This is a genomic window from Delftia sp. SD018 (assembly GCF_017355445.1).
In the GTDB taxonomy this organism is placed as follows: domain Bacteria; phylum Pseudomonadota; class Gammaproteobacteria; order Burkholderiales; family Burkholderiaceae_C; genus Comamonas; species Comamonas acidovorans.
The window spans coordinates 44,320-64,047 of the sequence record NZ_JADDRN010000017.1 but is presented as its reverse complement, the minus strand read 5'-3'; the positions used below and the strand labels follow the sequence as shown (position 1 = coordinate 64,047).

Sequence of the window (19,728 nt, the reverse complement as noted above, 5' to 3'; positions counted from 1 at the left end):
CGTCTATCGGTGGCGCAGCAGCATCTGGCTCATGAGCGCGCGCAGCGCGGGCGGGCGCACGGGCTTGGCCAGAAAGCCCCAGCCGCGCTCGGCCGCCTGGCGGCGCACCATGCCGTCGCGCTCGGCCGTGACCAGGATCACGGGCGGCGACTGGCCCCAGCGCTGGCACAGCTGCGCGTAGACATCGGGGCCGTGCAACTGGCCCAGGCGCACATCGAGCAGCACCAGCTGCGGCGCTTCGCCGGGCGCGGCCAGCGCCAGCGCCTCGGCCGGGCCACCTGCCAGCGGCACGTTGCAGCCCCAGCGCTGCAGCAGGGCGCGCATGGCGGTGCAGGACTGGGCATCGTCTTCCACGTACCAGGCGCTCATGCCCTGCAGCGGTGCGTCCTGGCCTGCCTCGCCGGAGTGCGTGGCTGCGGCGATCTGCGGCACGGCTGCGGGATCGCCCAGCGGCACGCAGACCCAGAACACGCTGCCCCGGCCCAGGTGCGAGCGCAGGCCGATCTCGTGGCCCAGCAGGCGGCCCAGGCGCTCGACGATGGCCAGGCCGAGCCCGGCGCCACGGTCGTCGCCATGGCCTTCGTCCAGGCGGCGGAATTCCTCGAAGATCTCATGCTGCAGGCTTTCGGGAATGCCCGGTCCCTGGTCGTGCACCTCGATGCGCAACTGCTGGCCCTGGCGCCGGCAGCCGATGACGATGCGGCCATGGCGCGTATAGCGTATGGCGTTGGACAGGAAGTTCTGCAGGATGCGGCGCAGCAGCGCCTCGTCGCTGCGCACCACGCAGCGCGTGTCCACCGCGCTCAGGCGCAGGCCCCGGCTTTCGGCCAGGATGCCGAAGTTGTGGCGCATGACCTGCAGCAGCGGGCCCAGCGCGAAGTCGCGCACGCGCACCTCCAACTGGCCCGATTCCATGCGCGAGATGTCCAGCAGGCTGCCCAGGATGGCGTCCTGCGCGGCCAGGGCGCCGTCGATGCTGTCGGCCACATGGCGGCCCGCGTCGTCATGCAGATGGCTGCGCAGCAGGGAGCTGAACATGCGCGCGGCGTTCAGTGGCTGCAGCAGGTCGTGCACGGCGGCGGCCACGAAGCGGGTCTTGTAGCGGTTGGCCTGCTCGGCCTCGCGCTTGGCTTCGGCCAGGTCGCGCGTGCGCTCGGCAATGCGCTGCTCCAGCGCATCGGCCAGCGAGCGCAGTTCGCGCGCGGCGTTCTTGTAGCTGGTGATGTCGGCGTAGCTGGTGACGAAGCCGCCATCGGGCAGCGGGTTGCCGCGGATCTCCAGCACCGTGCCGTCGTCCTTGGTGCTTTCGCGCAGGTGCGGGCTGCCGCTGCGCAGATGCTGCAGCCGCCGGTGGATGGCCTCTTCGATGGGGCCGGGCCCCAGCAGGCCGCGCCGGGCGTTGTAGCGGAACAGGTTCTCTATGGGCTGGCCCGTGCGCAGCAGCTCGGAGGGAAACCGGAACAGCTCCACGTAGCGCGAGTTCCAGGCCACCAGGTTGAGGTCGGCATCGATCACCACCACGCCCTGGGGCAGGTGCTCCAGGCTGCGGCTCAGGCCCGTGTCGGCCTGGCGCGCGGCCTGGACGATGCCGTCCTGGGCCGTGCGCAGCTCCTGGGCATGCTGGCGCAGCACGGTCTCCAGCTCCAGGCGGCTGCGCAGGCGCAGCGCAGCCAGCCGCCTGCGCTGGCGCACGAACAGCACCAGCAGGCCCAGGGCCAGCCAGCCGCCCGCAGCGGCCGCCGCCGCCCAGCGGCTGGCCACGGTGCTGGCCTGCGTGTCGTGCAGCAGGTGCAACTGCCAGTCGCTGCCGGGCAGGGGCAGGGTCTGCCACAGCGTGGTGCCGGGCAGGGCGGGCTCCTGCATCTGCACCAGGCGGCTGCCTTGCTCCAGGCCCTGGCGCACGCGGTAGCGCATGGGGTGCAGCTCCTGGTCGATGTACTGGCGCGTGGCGGCCAGGTCCGCCTCGTCGGCGGGGCTCAGCGGTGACAGCAGGCGGTAGCGCCAGTCGGGCTGGCTGGCCAGGAAGACCACGCCGTGCTCGTCCGAGGCCATGACCACGTCGGGCGTCTGCAGCCATTCGCGCTCCAGCTCCAGCAGCGCGATCTTGATCACCACCAGGCCCGCGACGGCGTTCTGTTCGTCCAGGATGGCCTGCGACAGGAAGTAGCCCGGCAGGCCCGTGGTCAGACCGATGCCGTAGAAGCGTCCGCTGCCGCGTGACAGCGCCTGCTGCACATAGGGCCTGAAGCTGTAGTCCACGCCCACGTTGCTGCGCGTCTCGCGCCAGTTGCTGGCAGCCAGGGCCGTGCCGTGGCGGTCGATCAGGGTCAGCGTGGACGATTGGCTGGCGCCGTTGGCCTGCTCCAGCTTGCGGTTCAGGGCATCGACCTCGGCGGGAGACAGCGGGTGGGTGAGGGCGGCGCGCAGCTGCGCGTCCAGCGCCAGCACCTCGGGCAGGGTGCGGTAGCGGTCTATGCGCTGGCCCAGGGCCTGGGCGTAGAGGCTGAGTTGGCGCTGCACGCTTTCGGCCTCGCCGCGCAGGGCGCGGTGGTAGACCAGTTCACCGGCCAGCAGCATGCAGGCGAGCATGCCGCCGAACAGCAGCAGCAGGGTCCAGAAGGAACGGCGTGAAGGGCGTCGAACGGGTTGGGGCATGGTGGTCTGGACCCGATTGGGCGCCAGCTTGGTGCCTTCCAGGGGCGGGAAGGAGTTGGGGATTACCCTGATTCTGCGTGCATTCTCCCTGGGAGCGCACCTGCGCCTAATACCAATAGGTTATCGGCGCCGGAGCACGCCAGCGGTACAAACTGGACCTCGCCGCACCTTGGTGGTGCGCCCACCCCCACACAGTCCCGCCGGAGCCGCACCATGCATGCCGTCCCCACCCACGCCGCCAGCCCCGAGCGGCTGCCTTTCTACCGCCAGCTGTATTTCCAGGTGGTGGTTGCCATCGTGGCAGGCGTGCTGCTCGGTCACTTCGAACCCCAGTACGCCGAGCAGTTCAAGCCGCTGGGCGATGCCTTCATCAAGCTGGTGAAGATGATCATTGCGCCGGTGATCTTCCTGACCATCGTCACCGGCATTGCGGGCATGACGCACCTGCGCACCGTGGGCCGCGTGTTTCTCAAGGCCATGGCCTACTTCCTGTTCTTCTCCACGCTGGCCCTGGTGGTCGGCATGGTGGTGGCGCACGTGGTACAGCCCGGCGCGGGCATGAACATCAACCCGGCCGACCTGGACCAGGCCGCCGTCAAGGGCTATGTGGCCAAGTCGCACGAGCTGACGCTCACCGGCTTTGCCATGGACATCATCCCCAAGACGCTGGTCAGCCCCTTCGTGGGCGACAACATCCTGCAGGTGCTGTTCGTGGCTGTGCTGTTCGGCATCTCGCTGGCCATGGTCGGTGACGCGGGCAAGCCCGTGCTCAACTTCCTGGAGGCGCTGACAGCCCCCGTGTTCAAGCTGGTCGGCATCCTGATGAAGGCCGCGCCGCTTGGAGCCTTTGGCGCCATCGCCTTCACCATCGGCAAGTTTGGCCTGGGTTCGCTGGTGAACCTGGCCTGGCTGGTGGGCTCGTTCTACATCACCTCGCTGCTCTTCGTGGTCGTAGTGCTGGGTTTCGTGGCGCGGCTGTGCGGCTTCTCGGTGCTCAAGCTGGCGCGCTACCTGAAGGCGGAACTGCTGCTGGTGCTGGGCACCTCTTCCTCGGAATCGGCCCTGCCTTCGCTGATGCAGAAGATGGAGCGCGCCGGCTGCGGCAAGTCCGTCGTGGGCCTGGTCGTGCCCACGGGCTACTCCTTCAACCTGGACGGCACCAACATCTACATGACGCTGGCCGCGCTGTTCATCGCCCAGGCCACCAACACCCACCTGACCCTGGGCCATGAGATCGCGCTGCTGCTGGTGGCCATGCTCAGCTCCAAGGGCGCTGCCGGCGTGACCGGCGCGGGCTTCATCACCCTGGCCGCCACGCTGGCCGTGGTGCCCGAAGTGCCCGTGGCCGGCATGGCCCTGATCCTGGGCGTGGACCGCTTCATGAGCGAGTGCCGCTCGCTGACCAACTTCATGGGCAACGCCGTGGCCACCGTGGTGGTCTCGCGTTGGGAAAACGAGCTGGACTACACCAAGCTCAATGCCGCCCTGGATGGTGCTCCCGCCATGGAGGTGACCCCGGCAGGAACAGCGGTACCTGCCGCTGTCGGCAAGGTTTCCTGATCCATACCGGGGCGACGCATGTTGCGCGGCCCCTGAAAGCGACAACCCTCAGCCCAGCCAGGTCAAGCCTGGCTGGGCTGCTGCTTTTTAAGGCGGCTGCCGCGCCGCTTGGCTGTATTCTTGGTGCTTCGCTTCACGCAGCCTTGCGGCCGTTCCCACCATGCATTTGTCCAGACGCGAATTCCTCGGCGCCGGCGCGGCCGCCGCCTGTGCCTCGCTGGTCGGTTGCGCGGCCTCGGCGCCCGTGTCGGGCAGCTTCCTGCAGCCGTGGCGCAGCCATCTGGAGATGCCGCGCGATCAATGGCGCCAGCGCCTGGCCGCCACCCAGGCGCTGGGCTGCCGGGAGCTGTTCGTGCAATGGAGCGGCCTGCTGGGCGATTCAGAGGCGGACAGCTGGATGCTGGCCGACGCGCAGATCGCCGACCTGCTGGACATCTGTACCGAACTGGGCATGGGCGTGCACCTGGGCCTGCCCTATGACGAGCGCTGGTGGAAGCAGATCAGCCTTTCCAATGCAGCAGGCCCCGCGCCCTACCTGGCGCATATCGCCGAGCAGGGCACCAACCACATGTACGCCAGCACCTGGCCGCGCCATGCGGCGTTTCGCGGCTGGTACATCCCCTACGAGCTGGAGCAATACCACTGGGCCGCGCCCGAGCGCATCGAGCTGCTGTTGAGCGCATTGCAGCCACTGGCGCAGGCGGCAGCGGCCACGTCCGGCCAGGTGCCCGGCATCTCCACCTATTTCAGCCAGCTGCAGACGCTGGGCAGCCTGCCCACGCTGTGGAGCATCCTGCTGGACCGCGTGTCCCTGCGCCCCATGGTGCAGGACGGCGTGGGCGTGGCGGGACTGCGCAACTACGAGGCGCTGGCACCGCTGCAGCAGATGCTGCTGGAGCGCAGGGCACCGTTCGACCTCATCGTGGAACTGTTCGAGCAACTGCCGTCCACGCGGCCCGATGGCTCGGACTTCCAGGCGCGCACGGCCAGCTTCGAGCGCGTGCGCCGCCAGTGGGACGTGGCCCGCGACTACGGCGCCCAGCGCGTCGTCGCCTTCGCCATCGACCCCTGGGTGCTGAACGACACGCCGGAGGCCCGGCAACTGCTGCGCGAGTGGAAGGCCGCTGCCCGCTGAGCGCGGTGGCTGCCGGGTCAGAAGCGCTTGCCGATGATCTCTCTGAGGATTTCGCTGCTGCCCCCGAAGATCCGCAGCGCCCGTGCATCGGCCCAGGCGCGGCCAATGCCGTATTCGGCCATGTAGCCGTAGCCGCCGTGCAGTTGCAGCAGCTCGTCCAGCACCTGGCCCTGCAGCTCGGTGGCGTTGAGCTTGGCCATGGCGGCGGTGACGGAGTCCAGTGAGCCTTCCATGTGCTGGGCCAGGCAGTCGTCCAGGAAGACGCGCAGCATGGTGGTCTTGGCCAGGGCGTCGGCGAACTTGAAGCGGGTGTTCTGGTAGTCGAGCACGCGGCGCCCGAAGACCTTGCGGTTGCGCACGAACTCGGCGGCCTCGTCCAGCATGCCTTCGGTGGAGGCTGCCGCGCGCAGCGCGATCGCCAGCCGCTCCTGCGCCAGCTCCTGCGTCACATGCTCGAAGGCGGCGTTTTCGCGCCCCAGCAGGTGGTCGGCCGGCAGGTGCAGTTCGTCGAAGAACAGCTCGCAGGTGTCCTGGCTGTGCTGGCCTATCTTGCGCAGGGCGGCACCCTTGCCCAGGCCCTTCATGCCTTCTTCCACCACGAACAGCGACAGGCCGCGCGCGCCCAGGTCGGGCTCGGTGCTGGCCAGCACCACCATCAGGCCGGCGTTGACGCCGTTGGTGATGAAGGTTTTCTGGCCGTTGAGCACGTAGCCGCCGCCTTCGCCCTCGCTCTTGCGGCGGGCGCGCGTGCGCACGGCCTTGAGGTCGCTGCCCGCGCCGGGCTCGGTCAGGGCGATGGCACCGATCAGCTCGCCCGTGGCCATGCGCGGCAGCCAGCGGTCCTTCTGCACCTGCGTGCCGAAGTTCCAGAGATAGGGCGCCACCATGTCGGAATGGATGGAAAAGCCGATGCCCAGGCAGTTGGCGCGCGCCAGCGCCTCGATGACCACGGCCGCGTGGCCGAAGTCGCCGCCCTGGCCGTAGGGCGGGGGCAGGTCGCAGTTGAGCAGGCCGCTGTCGCCGGCCTTGCGCCACAGGGCGCGCGGCGTGATGCCCTCGGCCTCCCAGTCATTGATGTGGGGCAGGATCTCGGTGGCCACGAATCGGTCCACCTGTTCCTTGAACAGCAGGTGGTCTTCACGCAATACGGAGCGGGTTCGCATGTCTGTGTCGGTCTCCTTGGGCCGGGTCAGGGGCGGTAGGTGTCGGTGGCGCTGGCCTGGCCACGCAGCACGGGTGCGGCGGCCGTACCCGTCATGAACAGGCTGTAGTGGTCGCCCGGCTGCAGCTGGGGCAGCGCCAGCGGCGCGCTGGCCGCAGTGGCGCAGGTGGCGGCGAGCTGGGCGCTGACCGGGTTGATGGAGCGGCTGGCCGACTTGGCCTGCGCCACGCCCGTGAACAGCGGCGTGCCCGTCCCGGCGATCTTGAGCCCGCCTTCGGTGCAATCGTCGATCAGGTTGTAGAAGCGCAGCTCGGCCTTGAGCGCGTCCTGGCTGCCGCCGGAGTCGTCGATGGACGTGAAGCGCGCGGCCGCGTTCTTGCCCTGGCGCTGCGGCACCAAGGTGGTGAAGCTGCCCGGCGCCACCTTCATGCTGCCGGCGCTCTTGCCGTCCAGCTGAATGGCAAAGGGCGTGTCGCCCTTGACGATGGCGTAGCTGCTGGCCGGCTTGCTGCCGGACAGCGTCTGCTCGGGGCCGTCGCCTATCTTCACGCGCAGGCTGCCCGCGTCGGGGTGGACCACGCGCACGAAGGACGAGCCTGCGGGCGGGCGCGCCGCATAGAGCTGGGCCAGCGTGCCTTCGGCATGCGCGGCGGGCAGGCAGGAGAGCCCGGCCAGGCCGGCCAGGGCGAGCGCGACGGTACGCATCACGGGGGGAAAAGCGGAGGTCATGCCTGCGGGTCCTTGGTTTCCTTGGCGGGGCGCATGCGTGCATCAAGGTACATGCGCTCCAGTTGCTTGCGGTCGGCCTTGTCAGTCTGCGTCAGCGGGAAGCCGTGGCAGGCCAGCAGTTCCGACGGAATCATGTAGGGCGGCACGCGCTGGGCCAGCAGTTCGCGCCATCCGGCCAGGTCTTCGGGCAGGGGCTGCATGCCGGGCGGGCCGCTGCGGTCCAGGTCCACGAAGCCGATCATGCGCACGATGAAGCCATCGGGCCGCTTCAGCGCCACCGCCGCGCCTGCGCGCACGCCGGGCAGGGTGGCCAGCACGGCATCGACCTCGGCCAGCTCGATGCGGTAGCCGTGCATCTTGATCTGGTCGTCGCGCCGGCCGTGGAAGGTGACCAGGCCCTCGCCGTCGATCTCGCCCAGGTCGCCCGTGCGGTAGCCGCGCTTGCCGTTGCGCATGAACATGCGTGTGGCGTGCAGGTCGGGGCGGTTGAGGTAGCCGCGCATCACGTGGTCGCCGGCCACGCAGATCTCGCCTTCGTCCAGGAACACATCGGCATAGGGCTTGGCCCGGCCGATGGGAAAGGGCAGCGGCGCGCGCTGGCGCAGCGCGGGGTCGATCTCCACCCAGGTGGTGGAGCAGGTGGCCTCGGTGGGGCCGTAGGAGTTGATGATGCGCGCCTGGGGAAAGCGGCTCCACAGCGCCTCGGCCACGGTGGGCGTGAGCGATTCGGCGCCGAAGACGAAGACGCGCAGGTCGGGCAGGTGCTGCTGGTCGAAGTCGGCATCCAGCAGCTGCTGGCGCACGAAGGAGGGCGTGGACGCCCAGACGTTCACATGGGTGCCCGCCAGGTAGGCGGCAAAGGCCTGGCGGTCGGCAATGGTCTCGCGCGCGCACAGCACGCAGGCGCCGCCCGTGACCAGGGCTCCCATCCAGTTGAACAGCGAAAAGTCGAAGCTGAACAGCATCTGGTCCATGAAGACCGGCGCCTCGCCCAGGGCCAGGCAGTCGCGTATCCAGCCGGCGAACAGGCCCAGGCTCTCGCGCCCGATCTGCACGCCCTTGGGATCGCCCGTGCTGCCCGAGGTGAACATGATGTAGGCCAGCGATTTTTCCTGCAGCGGCTGCGTGGCGATGCCGGTGTCCAGGAAGCTGCGGGCCTGCGCGTCGTAGTGCAGGCCGGCCTGCACCAGCGTGGCGATGCGCGCCATGCGCTCGGGCGGGTTGATCACGTCCACCGGCACGAAGGGCACGCCCAGGCGCAGGCAGCCGAGGATGGCCACGAGGAACGCGGTCTCCTTGTGCCCCGTGATCAGCAGCGGCTCGTCGCGCCGCGCGCCGCGCGCCAGCGCCTGCTGCTCCCATTGCGCCACGGCCTGGGCCAGTTGCTGCCAGTCCAGCGTGCCGGCGGCATCGATCACGGCGGGCCGCGCGGTGTCGGCGCCGGGCTCGGTGAAGTCGAAGCGGTCAAAACTGAATCGCATGCGGGCTCCTTGTTGCGCAGGGACAAAGGGACAGGGCGGCGGCGTGCAGGCGCTGCATCAGGCCTTGCGCTGCTCGGCCACGTACTGCGCCAGCGTGTGCACGGATTCCAGGTGCAGGTCGATCTCCGATGGCGGTATCTTGACGCCGAATTCCTTTTCGATGGCCAGTGCCACGTCCACGGCGGACAGCGAGTCCACCAGGCCCGATTCGAGCAGCAGCGTATCGGGCTCGACCGAGGTCAGGATGATGGCGCCGATGATCTGGGCAATCTTGGTTTCGATGTCATTCAGGGACATGGTTTCTCTCCAACAGGTGTTTCAGAACTGGAAATACAGGAAGCGGGTTTCCTTGTGCAGGTTGACCAGGCACAGGAAGAGCAGGACCAGGGTCACGGCCGTCCAGCCCGCGCTGGGGCGCCAGCGCATCCAGGCGCGGGGCGCTTCCTGCACCTTGAACATGGCGGGCGAGAAGCGGCCCAGGATCTGGTGGGCATTGGGCGTGAACCAGGCAATGGCCAGCAGCAGCAGGACCAGGGCCAGCTGCATGTGGTGGCCTATGGCCAGGCGGATGGCATCGCCCAGTGCCAGGCCCTGGACGTGGGACAGCGACTCCAGCGCCTCCACGCCGCGCAGGCCGGCCATGCCCTTGAGCAGCAGCATGGCGTCGCCCACGCCATGGGCGCGGAAGAAAGTCTGGGCGATGAGCACGGCAATGAAGGTGATGACAACGCACAGCGCCTGCACGCCCCGGCCCGACTTGCGTGCGGCGGCCGGCTTGCGGCTGACCACGAAGATGCGCCAGGCATGGTTGACCGACAGGTAGAAGGCATGCAGCAGGCCGAAGATCACGTACTGCAGGCCGGCGCCGTGCCAGATGCCCGCCAGCCCCATGGTGAACAGCGTGGGCACGACGATGGTGGCCGCAAAGCCGCCGGGCGTGCGCGCGGCGCTCGATCCCACGGACAGGCCGCGCTTTTCGCGTGCGCGCGAGATGGCCATGGCCACGGGGTAGTACAGGTAGGCCGTGAGGTAGCGCGTCAGCGTCATGTGCCAGCGTGCCCAGAAGTCGATGATGCTGCCCGCCTTGTAGGGCGAGTTGAAGTTCAGCGGGAAACGGATGCCGAACATGCGCGCCAGGCCCAGCGCCATGTCCGAATAGCCCGAGAAGTCGAAGTACAGCTGCAGCGCGTAGCTGAGGCTGGCGCCCCAGGCGGCCCAGAACTGCAGGTCCCCGGGCGCGGCGAATCCCGCGTCTGCATAGGGCGCGATCTCGTCGGCCAGCAGCACCTTCTTGGCCAGGCCGATCACGAACAGCGTGCCGCCGATGGACAGGTTGTCCGCGCGGAACCGGTAGTTATCCGGCTGCGCGAACTGCGGCATCATTTCCTTGTGGTGCAGGATGGGCCCCGCGATCAGGTGCGGGAAGAAGGTCACGAACAGCACGTAGCTGAGCAGGCTGCGTTCCTTGACGATGCCCGAGCGGCAGTCCAGCAGGTAGCCGATCTGGGTGAAGGTGAAGAACGAGATGCCCAGGGGCAGGATCAGCTCGTGCATCCCGCCCTGCGTCAGCCCCCATTCGCCCAGGAAGTTGAACAGCGTGGCGAAGTACTTGTAGTGGAACAGCGCCGCCAGGTCGGCGCCCACGCCCAGGGCGGTGACCAGCCCCTGCAGCCGCGCGCGGCCCGCAAAGCGCAGGATCAGCAGGCTCACCACGTAGTTGAAGGCGATGGACAGCGCCAGCAGGGCGACGAACTGCGGGTTCCACCAGCCGTAGAAGACAAAGGACGTCAGGCACAGCCAGAACGCGGCCAGCCGCAGGCTGATGGCCCCGGCCAGGTAGTGGCCCGCCAGCGCGATGGGCAGGAACAGCAGCAGGAAAAGATAGGAATTGAACAGCATGTAGCGGGCGGGGTCACGCAGGCGGGGAGGCGGCGTCCATCTCCTTGAGCGCCGCTTTTTCATCGTCCGTCAGGGGCAGGGACAAGGTGTTTTCCGAGAACTCCCAGATCACCAGCCGCAGGCTGGCCGGCCAGGAGGCGCGGCGCTTGAGCGCGGCCACCATGGCGCCGCTGAACTGGCCGCCGTCCATGCTGAGGTTCCAGACTTCCTGGCCCAGCGCGCGGCCGAGCTGCGGCGCGAAATTGCTGCGCAGCCCGTTGGAGCTGCCGGCCAGCAGCACCTGCACGGGAGGCGTCTCGTCCAGCAGGCCGCCGCCGCGCACGGGGGCAATGGTCTGCGGGCGCACCTGGTCGCGCCGTGGGCGCCAGCCGGCCGGGGCATCGGCCAGGCCGGCCAGGGCCAGCAGGTCGCCGGGCAGCGGCTGCAGCGGCCCGGGCGCGGATTCCTCGAAGTCCTGGGCGCCGCGCTGCCCGCCCAGCAGCGGCAGCGCGGACTGGGCGACGGCCAGGGCGGCGGCGTGTGCGCCCTCGGCATTCATGTGTACGTCGGTGCGAAAGAAAACGGGTTGCGCCTGCTCCTGTGTCTGCAGGGCAGGGCGCAGATCGGCGAAGGCAATGCCGTCGGCCTGCAGGCGTTGCTGCCACAGGTCCAGGCGCTGCAGCATCACGGGTGCCACGGGCAGGCCGCACAGATGGGCGGCCTCGATGCGCGACTTGTCGGGCACGGCCACCACCAGGGTGGCAATGCCTTTGTCCTGCAACTGCCGGGTCCAGTGGCGCAGCAGGCGCTGGCGCGCCTCGAAGGGCGCGGCGCCCGTGCCGGGCTGGGGCCGCAGGCCGTCGCGGTAGAACATCCACTGCGGGCAGCCCAGGGCCACCTGCGCTCCCGAATCGCCCAGCAGGCGGTAGCGCAGCGCGGCCTGGCCGGTTTCCAGCGAGGACTGCGCAGGCAGGCGCAGGCCCTTGTTCAGCGCCGCGCCCGCGCGGCCATCCAGCCAGGCGGCCAGTTGCAGCTCGCCGGCCTTCGGTCCCCCGCTGGCCAGCGTCCAGCCGCCCCAGGCCAGGCCCGACAGCAGCAGGGCGCCCCAGATCCAGGCGTTGCGCCGGTGTCCTTTGTCGGTTTGCAGTTCTTGCGCGGTGGGGTCCACGGTGTCAGCCCTTGAGCGCGGCCCGCAGCCGCTCCAGCCAGGTGGCGTTGGGCATGAGCGAGGCGTTGTCCCACTGGCCGGCCGCGTTGGGGCCGTAGCTGTAGGTGGGCTCGAACATCTGCCACACCAGCACCTGGGGCTTGTGGGACTTGAAGGCCGGCGACTCCAGGTACTCCAGCAGCATGGTCCACTGGCCCACGTTGCCGGGCTTCCAGTTCAGCGAGACCGGGCGGTCCAGCAGGTTGGAGAGCTTTTGCGGAAAGCCGAAGTAGGGCTGGACCATGCTGTGGCCGGTGACATGGACGGGGGCGGGCTCATCGTCGAGCAGGCCCTTGGCCGGAGCCTGGCGGCGCACGGTATAGACCTCGCGGCCGATCTGCTTGCGCTCCTCGGCGGTGAGGAACAGCTCGGCCAGGTCGCCATAGCGGCGCTCGGTGACGGTGTCGCCCAGGGCCAGGCCGCTGCCAGCGCTGCCGGCCAGCTGGGGCACCTCGCCCTGGACCATGCGGGCGGTGGCCTCGGCCGTGGCGTCGGCTGCCGCCTGGGTCCAGTGCTGGTCGGTGCGGTAGAACACGTCCTTGCCGCTGTCGCGCACGGTGCGCAGCACGGCCTCGTCGTCAAAGCTGGGAATGCCGGCGGCCTGCAGCGCCTGCAGCACCTGCTTGTAGCGGCCCTGGACATCGGCGCTCATGGCCTTGCCGTCGGGCATCTTGTCGGCATAGAAGCGCACCTTGTCGGGCAGCAGCAGCACCTGCAGCTTCACGCCGCGCGCGGCCAGCAGGTTGCGCGCCTCGGTGATCAGCCGGGTGGATTCGGTGATGCCGGCGCGGTCCACCTGGGTCAGGCTGCCCCAACCCGGAAACAGCCAGCCGTCCTTGCCCCTGAGAACGATGGAGGAGCTGTCCTGTGCCTGGGCCTGTGCCGTACCCTGCGCTGCCAGCGCGCCCAGCACCAGTGCGCAGCCGGCCAGCCCGCGTGCGGTGCGTGCCATGCCCGAGCGCAGTCCGTGCAGGGCGGGGCGGGGTGCTTGTTTGGTCGAATCCATGGGAGCTTTCTCCTTTTCTCTTGTCTGTGTGGTGGTGGCGGCGGCGGGGCAGGGCTTTCAATAGGACAGCGTCAGCGTCATGAACAGGCCCTTGGCGCGGTCGGCCTGGCCGCCGCCGATGTTGAAGCGGTACTGCATGGACCAGTCCAGATAGGACTGGGCCGTGCTGTAGTGGCTTTCGCGGAACCATTGGCGCAGGCTGACGCCCACGCCGGCGCTGGCGGACCAGCTGCTGCCATTGCCTTGCAGGGCCAGCGTCTGCCCCTGCTGGGCGGCCAACTGGGCTGCGGTGGGCGTGGCGCCCGGGGCGGCCTGCAGGGAGCGCACATCAACGCGGTTCCTCTGCTTGATCCAGTCGGCCGCGACCACGCCGAACGGAAAGATCACCAGCCCCTGGTTGATGCCGTCGGCACGGAAGCTGCGGCCGAAGCGGGCCTCGGTGGAGAAGAACCATTGCTCGCGCTTGTAGCGGCCCGAGCCATCGCCCACCAGGGCGCCGTTGGTCTGGTCGGTCAGCGTGAAGCGCGAGGCCATGCTCTGGTTGGCATAGCCGGCCTGGCTGTAGCCTTCCATGGTGAACCAGCTGGAGCGGTCCGTGCGCCGGCCCGTGCCCTCGTAGAAGCCGTGGGTGACATAGGCCAGCCAGCCGCCCTGGCCCGCGCCCGCGCTGTACTTGGCCGATATCGGATTGCCCAGCGCGGGGCCCGTGGGGTTGAGCGGATCGCGCCCGCTCATCAGGCAGCGCAGCTGGGGCGATTCAGGCGTGATGAAGCCCGAGCGCGTGGCGGAGCCGATGTTGAACTGGCGCTCTATGCCAAAGGTCAGCGCGTACTTGGTGGACGGCGTGAAGCGCATGCCCAGCGAGCCCGTGGTGGTGGGCAGGCCCGAGATGCCGCGGTTGTCGCCTGCCTGCACATTGATCGGCAGGCCCGTGCAGGGGTCGATGGCGCTTTGGCCCAGCGTGGTGCCGCCGCCGTCGTGCAAGGTGCTGCCCAGCCGCCCGTAGACATCGAAGATGCGGGTGGACGAGTTCAGGAAGTTGGACGGGCGCCAGTAGGCCTCGGCCGTGCCGAAGACCGCATCGCCGGCCTGGGTGAGGATGCCGTCCGAGAACGCACGCCCCGCAGGCCGCGCACCCCGGTAGCCCATGGAGACGATGGCGCCCCATTCGCGTGCGTAGCCGGAGACAGCGCTGCGTGCGTTTTCGCGCTGGCCGGGCGTGAGCTTGGCGGTGCCGGCGTCGTCCAGGTCGATGGCTTCCTTGAAGGTGCGCACGGCGCCCCGGTTGTCGCCGGTGCCGGCCAGCGCATAGCCTTCGTCCAGCATGGCGCCCGCTGGCGCCTCGCCCGTGGCGCGCGCCGCGCGAAAGTCCTGCAGCGCCTTGGCCGGCTCTTCCTGGCGCGAGTACAGGTAGCCGCGCTGCATCAGCAGCTGGGGGTCGTTGGGGGTGAGGGACAGGGACTTGTCCAGCCGCAGCAGGGCCTGGCCCTGCTGGTCGCGGTTGCCTGCGGCCAGCGTGGTGGTCAGCAGCTTTTGCAGTTGCGGGTTGTCGGGGTCCTGCTCCACGGCCGTGCGCGCGTGGTCGATGGCGGCCTTGTAGTCCTGGCGTGCGTAGGCCGCATAGGCCTGGGCGCTGGGGCCGCCCGTGCCCTGGGCATCGGAAGGCTGCAGCTCGCAGACCGTGCCATAGGGCGTGTCGCGGCAGTCCTGCAGGGGCGGCGGATAGTCGGCCATGGCCAGGGTCTGCGAGGCGCCGCGCGTATCGGCCACCATGGGCGTGTCGCGGCCGGGGCGCAGGTCATCGGCTTGCTTGAGGCGGCGGGCCACGGATTCATCCTGTGCCGGCATGGGCGCCAGCAGCGCGCGGGCGCGTGCCGCGTCGCCAGCGGCCAGGGCCGCGTCGGCCGCGATCAGGCGCAGGTTGGCGGACTGCTTTTCGTCCAGCCAGTGCTGCTTGAGCACGGCATCGAAGTCCTCGTTGGCCTGTGCGGTCTTGCCCTGGCGCTGGCGGATGTAGCCGCGCATGCCCAGCGCCGCTGTGTCTTCGTTGTCCTGCGCCAGCGCCTCGTCTGCGGCTTTTTCCGCATCGGGCAACTGCTCGGCCAGCAGCAGCGAGGTGATCAGCAGCAGGCGGTGCGATGCCGTTCCCGGCGCCAGCGCCACTGCTTCGCGCGCAAAGGGCACAGCCTGCGCCGGGTTGTTGGCGATCAGTGCCTGGTAGGCCTTTTGCGCCGGCAGCACGGCCTGGCTGCGGCGCAGGGTCTGGCGCTTGGCCACCAGGTCGCTTTTGTTGGGAGGGTCCAGGGCCAGGGCGGCATCTGCGGCCTCGATGGCGGCGCCCAGCTGTTCCTGCGCCTCCAGCGCGCCTATCCACAGCAGCGCCCACTGGCCCTGGCTGGGGTCCAGGCGAAAGGCCTGCTCGGCCCTGCGCGCGCTGTCCGCGTAGTTCTTGGCGTTGTAGTCGGTGTAGGCCTGCGTGGCGATGGGAAAGGCCTTGTTGTAGGCCTCGGAAGCCGTGGCCCCCGCAGGCCCGCCCGCTGCCCCACCTGCCGCTGCGGCCCGCACATTTGTTTCGGCCTGCTGCAGCGTGGCCTCGTCCAGCCCGGCGGCGCGGGCCGAGGCGATGGCCTTGAGCGCCTCCTCGTTCTTGCCCTGCTTTTGCAGCGAGTAGATCAGCAGCATGCGCAGGCGCAGCAGGTCGGGGCGCAGCTGTACGGCCGATGCGGCGGCGGTCGCGGCCCGTGCAAAGCGGCCGGCCTGGTAGTGGGCATAGGCCTGGTTGGCCAGTTGCCACGCGCGGCCCCTCAGCGGCGCCTCCGCCTTGACGGCCGCCACGGCCTGCGGCCAAGCCGGCGGCGTGTTCCAGCCGGCGCCCAGCAGCGCGGCCAGCGTGAGAGGGCGAACGAGGGGAGCGAGATGCTTCATATGCCGGCCCTTGGGGTGCTTGGAATGCCTTGTGCGGGAATGTCGGGATGCACCGTGGGGTCGGTGGGCTCCCCCTGCTGGAAGCTGATGGCCTCGCGCAGCGTGGCCTCGTCGAGCCAGCCCTGCTCCATGAGGATGGCGCCCAGCGGACGGCGTTCGCGCTGCTGTATCTCCAGCGCGGTGGCCAGCCGGGTTTCGTCGATGGCCTGCCATGACAGCAGCAGCTCGCCCAGGCGCTGGCGCTGGTGGCTCAACTGGTCGGTGGACGGGAAGTCGTGCATGGTCTTGTCCCAGGCCAGGCGCTTGCCCGTGACCAGGTGGACGATGAACAGCTTCCAGGCGCGCGCCGCTGCCATGGCATTGATGAAGTTGCCGATCACCATGCGCGGAATGGACAGCATGGCGTGCTCCCAGCCGTACAGGCGCGAGACGAACCATGCGCGCTGCACCACGCGCAGCAGCAGGGCGATGACGTTGACGCTCATCAGCGTCACCAGCCAGCCGTTGGGAGCGAACAGGGACGGGTAGTACACCGTCCACCAGCCCATGTGATCGGCCAGCAGGAAGAGCAGGAAGTTCAGCAGCAGCAGATAGGCCAGGATGGCCACGAAGGAGGTCACCAGCCCCTTGCGGTCACGGAACAGCAGGTACTTGGTGGACAGCGGCCCGGCCCAGCCGACCTGGCTCCAGCCCTGCAGGCCGATGCCCAGTGTCCAGCGCGCCTTTTGCCGGTAGGCGGTCTTGAAGGTGTTGGGAAAGAACTCGCGGATGCCCAGCGGCATGGTCAGCGTGGACACCTTTTCCTTGCCCAGGCCGAACAGCGGCTTGCGCCGTATCACGTAGTCCACGGGGAACTTGCCGAAGATCTGCTTCATGCCCCGGCGCGCCAGCCGAGCGCCGATGTCGTAGTCCTCGGTCAGGGTGTCGGTGTTGAAGGGCTGGTTGTGGGTCTCGGCCGCCAGCTCCTCCATCGCCTTGCGCGAAAAGCAGGTACCCACGCCGGCCGAGGGCACCATGTGCGACATGCTCTCGCGCACCACCAGGTCCTTGGTGTGCCATTCGGCGAATTCGTCCATGTAGGTGCCGGCCACCAGCTCGTACCACTCGCGCTCCAGGGAGGTCACGGGCAGCTGGATGAAGTCCATGCGCGGCAGCAGGTAGTTGTAGTACTTGAGCTCCAGCGGGTGCAGCACGTCCTCGCTGTCGTGCAGGATCACGCCGGCAAAGGGCTCGGGCTGCAGCGTGTTCTGCTGGAAGATGGCCTGCACGATCCAGTTGAGGCAGTCGGCCTTGCAGGTGGGGCCGTCATGGGGCACCTCCACGCGGACCAGCTGGCGGTAGCGCCGGCGCATGCGCTCGACCTCGTTCTTGGTGCGCTCGTCATTGCGGTAGGTGCCCACGAAGATCATGTAGTTCTTGTAGTCCAGCGTGCCCACCATGCTCTCCAGCATGGGCGCGATCACGTCGTACTCCAGCCAGGCCGGCACCATGATGGCCAGCGGCTTTTCCTCGACCTCCTGCAACTGCTGTGCCTTGAGCGGCTGGTAGCGGCGCTTGACGGTCAGCGCGCGCCAGGCCTCGCGCACCCAGTACCAGGCGTCGATGAACAGGTCGTCGATGCTGGACAGCAGGATGACGACGGCCACCACGGCGCTGACGATCTCCAGCGCGTGGTAGTAGTCGGCTACCAGGTAGGGCCAGTAGAGGGAAGAGATCATGGCGATCGCCTCATGCCGTCGTCATCGTTGCCCGGGCCGGGCTCAGTGCTTGGACTGCTTGCTGCGCGCCACCGCCCAGGCCAGCACCACCAGCAGCAGCACCACGAACAGCGCGATGGCGATGCCCGGCACGCTCCAGGACAGGAAGTTGCGCCATTCGTGGAAGGCGCTTTCGTGCGGGCCCGACGGAATGCCGGTTTCGGGATTGCTGCTGTCCACCCAGGCCAGCGGGCCGTCGCCACCGATCACGGCGATGTTGCCGCGATTGAGCAGGAAGGGCTCGCCCAGGCCGCCCGTCCACTCGCCGATGGCATGCCACAGCACGCCCTGCTGGCCGCCTGCCGTAACCACTTCGGCCGAGGACAGTTGCTTGAGTCCCTTGATGTCCAGCCAGTCCGCCGACTTGCCGCGGATGCGCAGCTGCTGCCGGTCCGTCACCGTCACCAGGGGCTTGGCGCCGTCCACCGGCACTTCCATGGCGACAAAGGGCATGGAGGGCTTGGCCGTTGCATCGGCCTGGGCCACGACCAGCTCGGCCTGCGAAGCCGACAGGCCGCTGGCGGCCGCCAGGTTGGCCATGCGCTCCAGCGCGGCCGGCGCCGCCGACAGATAGCTGGCGGGCACCAGGAACTGCGACTTGGCTCCCAGCAGCGGCAGCAGGCCGATGAAGCTGCCGTTGGCCTCGGCCTTGCCGGGCGTCACGTAGCTGATGGCCGGCAGCACGCTGGCGGGGTAGGGCTGGGGAATCTCGTTGCAGTCGGCCGAGTAGGGCTGGCGCTGCACGGACACCCGCAAGGTGTTGTTGATGCCCAGCGCATAGCCGGGCACACGGGCGCGCAGGCGTTCGGGCTGGCCGTTGGCCTCCAGCTGGCGGGCCGACAGCAGCATGCCGTTCCAGAACAGCGTGGCCACGGGGCGCGTGGCCGAGGCGCCGGGGGCGGCGGCCACGTACAGCGTGATCTCGCCCGGCATCTGGCCCTGCGAGGCCACGGCGCTCAGCGGGAAGTTCATCGTCCAGTCGCCGCGCGACAGCACGTCGAAGCTGTCGGGACTGCCGCCCAGGCTGGACAGGCGTATGCCCTTGGCCTCGTCCCACTGCGGGGGCTGGGCCGCGGCCACGGTCACGTTGTCGCTGACCAGCAGGCGCTGCAGGGCGGCCTCCTGCAGGCCGGCCACGCGCGCACCCGCGTCGGCGGCCACGGCCAGCACCATCTGGCGGCCCATGGGCAGGGCGCGCAACTGCTGCGAGGCCAGCGCCTCGTTGGCCAGCGGCGCGCGCCGGGCGCGCCATTGCTGCAGGGCCTGGCCCGCATCGGGGTCGGCCGCCAGCTGGGCCTGCAGGGCCGCGAAGGCGGCGGTCAGGCGCTGCTGCAGTGCCTTGTCGGCCACCACGATGTCTCCGCTGACCTGGGCGGCCCCCAGCATGAGCAGCGCGCCCAGTTCGGCGTCACTGGCCAGCTTGTGCTGGGGCTCGGCGCCGCGCAGTGCGGCAAAGGCGGGCACGCCGGCCAGGGCGGCGGGAACCTCCAGGCCGCGCAGGTCCAGCGTCTCCCCCACGGCGGGCAATGCGTTCACCGTCATGCGCCTGTTGTTGCGCTGCAGGCTGGCGCCGATGCGCCAGGCACTGTCGAACGAGGCCTGCTCCAGCTGCCTGCCCGCCACCAGCACGGTGGTGCGCACGGGCAGGGTGTTCCAGACATCTTCGATGCTGCGCACATCGCGCGGGTCCACGCGGTAGCTCAGCCGTGTCTGCGGCGAGATGGTCAGGGAGTTGGCCAGGGAATGGTTGTCATCGCATCGCACCTGGCCGTTGCGGCTGCGCCAGTTCACGCCCAGCCGCACGAAATCGCTGGCGCGGGCCTGCTGGGCGACGGGCAGCGTGCGCTGCAGCGTGCCGTCACCGTCGGGCACGGTCTGCGACACGGCGGGCGTGCCGTTGAGCGAGATCACCACGGTCGAGACGCCGGGCTCGCCCTTGAGGTAGCGGCTGTCGAAGGCAATGCTGGCATCGCCCAGCGGCAGGCCGCGCGGCACGGGCAGGTAGAAGTCCTGGGTGGCCGTGCCGGCCAGCACCACGGGATCGACGATGCCCAGCTCCTTGAGCGTGACGCTGCGCTGCAGCCCGTCGCTGGCGCCCAGCTGGCGTATGGCGTCACCCAGCGCCGAGGCCGAGGCCGTCTGCGCGAACAGGGCGCCCAGGCCCAGCAGCGAACCCAGCGCCCAGCGGGCCCCGGTGCGGGAAAGCGATTGGCGGATGGTCGGTTGCATGGGG

Annotated in this window: 13 protein-coding genes; 2 read left to right on the top strand and 11 right to left on the bottom strand. The window is 69.3% G+C overall.

What is annotated here, in order from left to right; all coding sequences use genetic code 11:
- Nucleotides 1-3: 3 nt before the first annotated feature.
- Nucleotides 4-2,655, bottom strand: a complete 2,652-nt coding sequence (locus tag INR38_RS17570; protein ID WP_207443077.1) for a PAS-domain containing protein — start codon at nt 2,653-2,655, stop codon at nt 4-6.
- A gap of 213 nt (nt 2,656-2,868) precedes the next feature.
- On the opposite strand from INR38_RS17570, the gene INR38_RS17565 reads away from it, so the two are divergent.
- Nucleotides 2,869-4,215, top strand: coding sequence for a dicarboxylate/amino acid:cation symporter (locus INR38_RS17565; RefSeq protein WP_063326556.1), 1,347 nt, complete (start codon nt 2,869-2,871; stop codon nt 4,213-4,215).
- A 160-nt stretch (nt 4,216-4,375) separates the two neighbouring features.
- Entirely contained in the window at nt 4,376-5,350 is a 975-nt protein-coding gene (locus tag INR38_RS17560) for a DUF4434 domain-containing protein (protein WP_099734084.1), read from the top strand.
- Between the two features lie 17 nt (nt 5,351-5,367).
- On the opposite strand, the gene INR38_RS17555 is transcribed toward INR38_RS17560, so the two are convergent.
- Genes INR38_RS17555 through INR38_RS17510 form a run of 10 tightly spaced genes read right to left on the bottom strand, consistent with a single transcriptional unit; the run spans nt 5,368 to nt 19,724 of the window.
- A complete protein-coding gene (locus INR38_RS17555) occupies nt 5,368-6,513 on the bottom strand; it encodes an acyl-CoA dehydrogenase family protein (RefSeq protein ID WP_063326554.1) in 1,146 nt (381 codons plus the stop codon).
- 26 nt (nt 6,514-6,539) lie between these two features.
- Entirely contained in the window at nt 6,540-7,241 is a 702-nt protein-coding gene (locus tag INR38_RS17550; RefSeq protein WP_207443076.1) for an alginate O-acetyltransferase AlgF, read from the bottom strand.
- Nucleotides 7,238-8,722 carry an AMP-binding protein gene (locus INR38_RS17545; protein ID WP_207443075.1) on the bottom strand — a complete coding sequence of 495 codons (1,485 nt, stop codon included), beginning with the start codon at nt 8,720-8,722 and terminating at the stop codon, nt 7,238-7,240. The genes INR38_RS17550 and INR38_RS17545 overlap by 4 nt, the downstream gene beginning before the upstream one ends.
- 57 nt (nt 8,723-8,779) lie before the next feature.
- The gene (locus tag INR38_RS17540) at nt 8,780-9,019 is read right to left on the bottom strand and encodes an acyl carrier protein (protein WP_012204786.1); all 240 of its coding nucleotides are present in this window, start codon (nt 9,017-9,019) and stop codon (nt 8,780-8,782) included.
- A 21-nt stretch (nt 9,020-9,040) separates the two neighbouring features.
- On the bottom strand, nt 9,041-10,621 hold the full coding sequence (locus INR38_RS17535) for an MBOAT family O-acyltransferase (RefSeq protein ID WP_063326551.1): 1,581 nt from the start codon (nt 10,619-10,621) through the stop codon (nt 9,041-9,043).
- A 13-nt stretch (nt 10,622-10,634) separates the two neighbouring features.
- Nucleotides 10,635-11,768 carry a cell division protein FtsQ gene (locus INR38_RS17530; protein WP_207443074.1) on the bottom strand — a complete coding sequence of 378 codons (1,134 nt, stop codon included), beginning with the start codon at nt 11,766-11,768 and terminating at the stop codon, nt 10,635-10,637.
- 4 nt (nt 11,769-11,772) lie between these two features.
- On the bottom strand, nt 11,773-12,813 hold the full coding sequence (locus INR38_RS17525; RefSeq protein WP_207443073.1) for a twin-arginine translocation pathway signal: 1,041 nt from the start codon (nt 12,811-12,813) through the stop codon (nt 11,773-11,775).
- A 57-nt stretch (nt 12,814-12,870) separates the two neighbouring features.
- The gene (locus tag INR38_RS17520) at nt 12,871-15,738 is read right to left on the bottom strand and encodes a tetratricopeptide repeat protein (RefSeq protein ID WP_207443072.1); all 2,868 of its coding nucleotides are present in this window, start codon (nt 15,736-15,738) and stop codon (nt 12,871-12,873) included.
- A complete protein-coding gene (locus INR38_RS17515) occupies nt 15,735-17,456 on the bottom strand; it encodes a glycosyl transferase family protein (RefSeq protein WP_012204791.1) in 1,722 nt (573 codons plus the stop codon). The genes INR38_RS17520 and INR38_RS17515 overlap by 4 nt, the downstream gene beginning before the upstream one ends.
- 42 nt (nt 17,457-17,498) lie before the next feature.
- On the bottom strand, nt 17,499-19,724 hold the full coding sequence (locus tag INR38_RS17510) for a hypothetical protein (protein ID WP_207443071.1): 2,226 nt from the start codon (nt 19,722-19,724) through the stop codon (nt 17,499-17,501).
- Nucleotides 19,725-19,728 lie beyond the last annotated feature (4 nt).

Bases quoted from the DNA above. Each gene is read 5' to 3' on its own strand.
- INR38_RS17515 (WP_012204791.1), bottom strand. From the start codon at position 17,456: ATGATCTCTTCCCTCTACTGGCCCTACCTGGTAGCCGACTACTACCAC.
- INR38_RS17540 (WP_012204786.1), bottom strand. From the start codon at position 9,019: ATGTCCCTGAATGACATCGAAACCAAGATTGCCCAGATCATCGGCGCC.
- INR38_RS17555 (WP_063326554.1), bottom strand. From the start codon at position 6,513: ATGCGAACCCGCTCCGTATTGCGTGAAGACCACCTGCTGTTCAAGGAA.
- INR38_RS17560 (WP_099734084.1), top strand. From the start codon at position 4,376: ATGCATTTGTCCAGACGCGAATTCCTCGGCGCCGGCGCGGCCGCCGCC.
- INR38_RS17535 (WP_063326551.1), bottom strand. From the start codon at position 10,621: ATGCTGTTCAATTCCTATCTTTTCCTGCTGCTGTTCCTGCCCATCGCG.
- INR38_RS17565 (WP_063326556.1), top strand. From the start codon at position 2,869: ATGCATGCCGTCCCCACCCACGCCGCCAGCCCCGAGCGGCTGCCTTTC.
- INR38_RS17510 (WP_207443071.1), bottom strand. From the start codon at position 19,724: ATGCAACCGACCATCCGCCAATCGCTTTCCCGCACCGGGGCCCGCTGG.
- INR38_RS17550 (WP_207443076.1), bottom strand. From the start codon at position 7,241: ATGACCTCCGCTTTTCCCCCCGTGATGCGTACCGTCGCGCTCGCCCTG.
- INR38_RS17545 (WP_207443075.1), bottom strand. From the start codon at position 8,722: ATGCGATTCAGTTTTGACCGCTTCGACTTCACCGAGCCCGGCGCCGAC.
- INR38_RS17525 (WP_207443073.1), bottom strand. From the start codon at position 12,813: ATGGATTCGACCAAACAAGCACCCCGCCCCGCCCTGCACGGACTGCGC.
- INR38_RS17520 (WP_207443072.1), bottom strand. From the start codon at position 15,738: ATGAAGCATCTCGCTCCCCTCGTTCGCCCTCTCACGCTGGCCGCGCTG.
- INR38_RS17570 (WP_207443077.1), bottom strand. From the start codon at position 2,655: ATGCCCCAACCCGTTCGACGCCCTTCACGCCGTTCCTTCTGGACCCTG.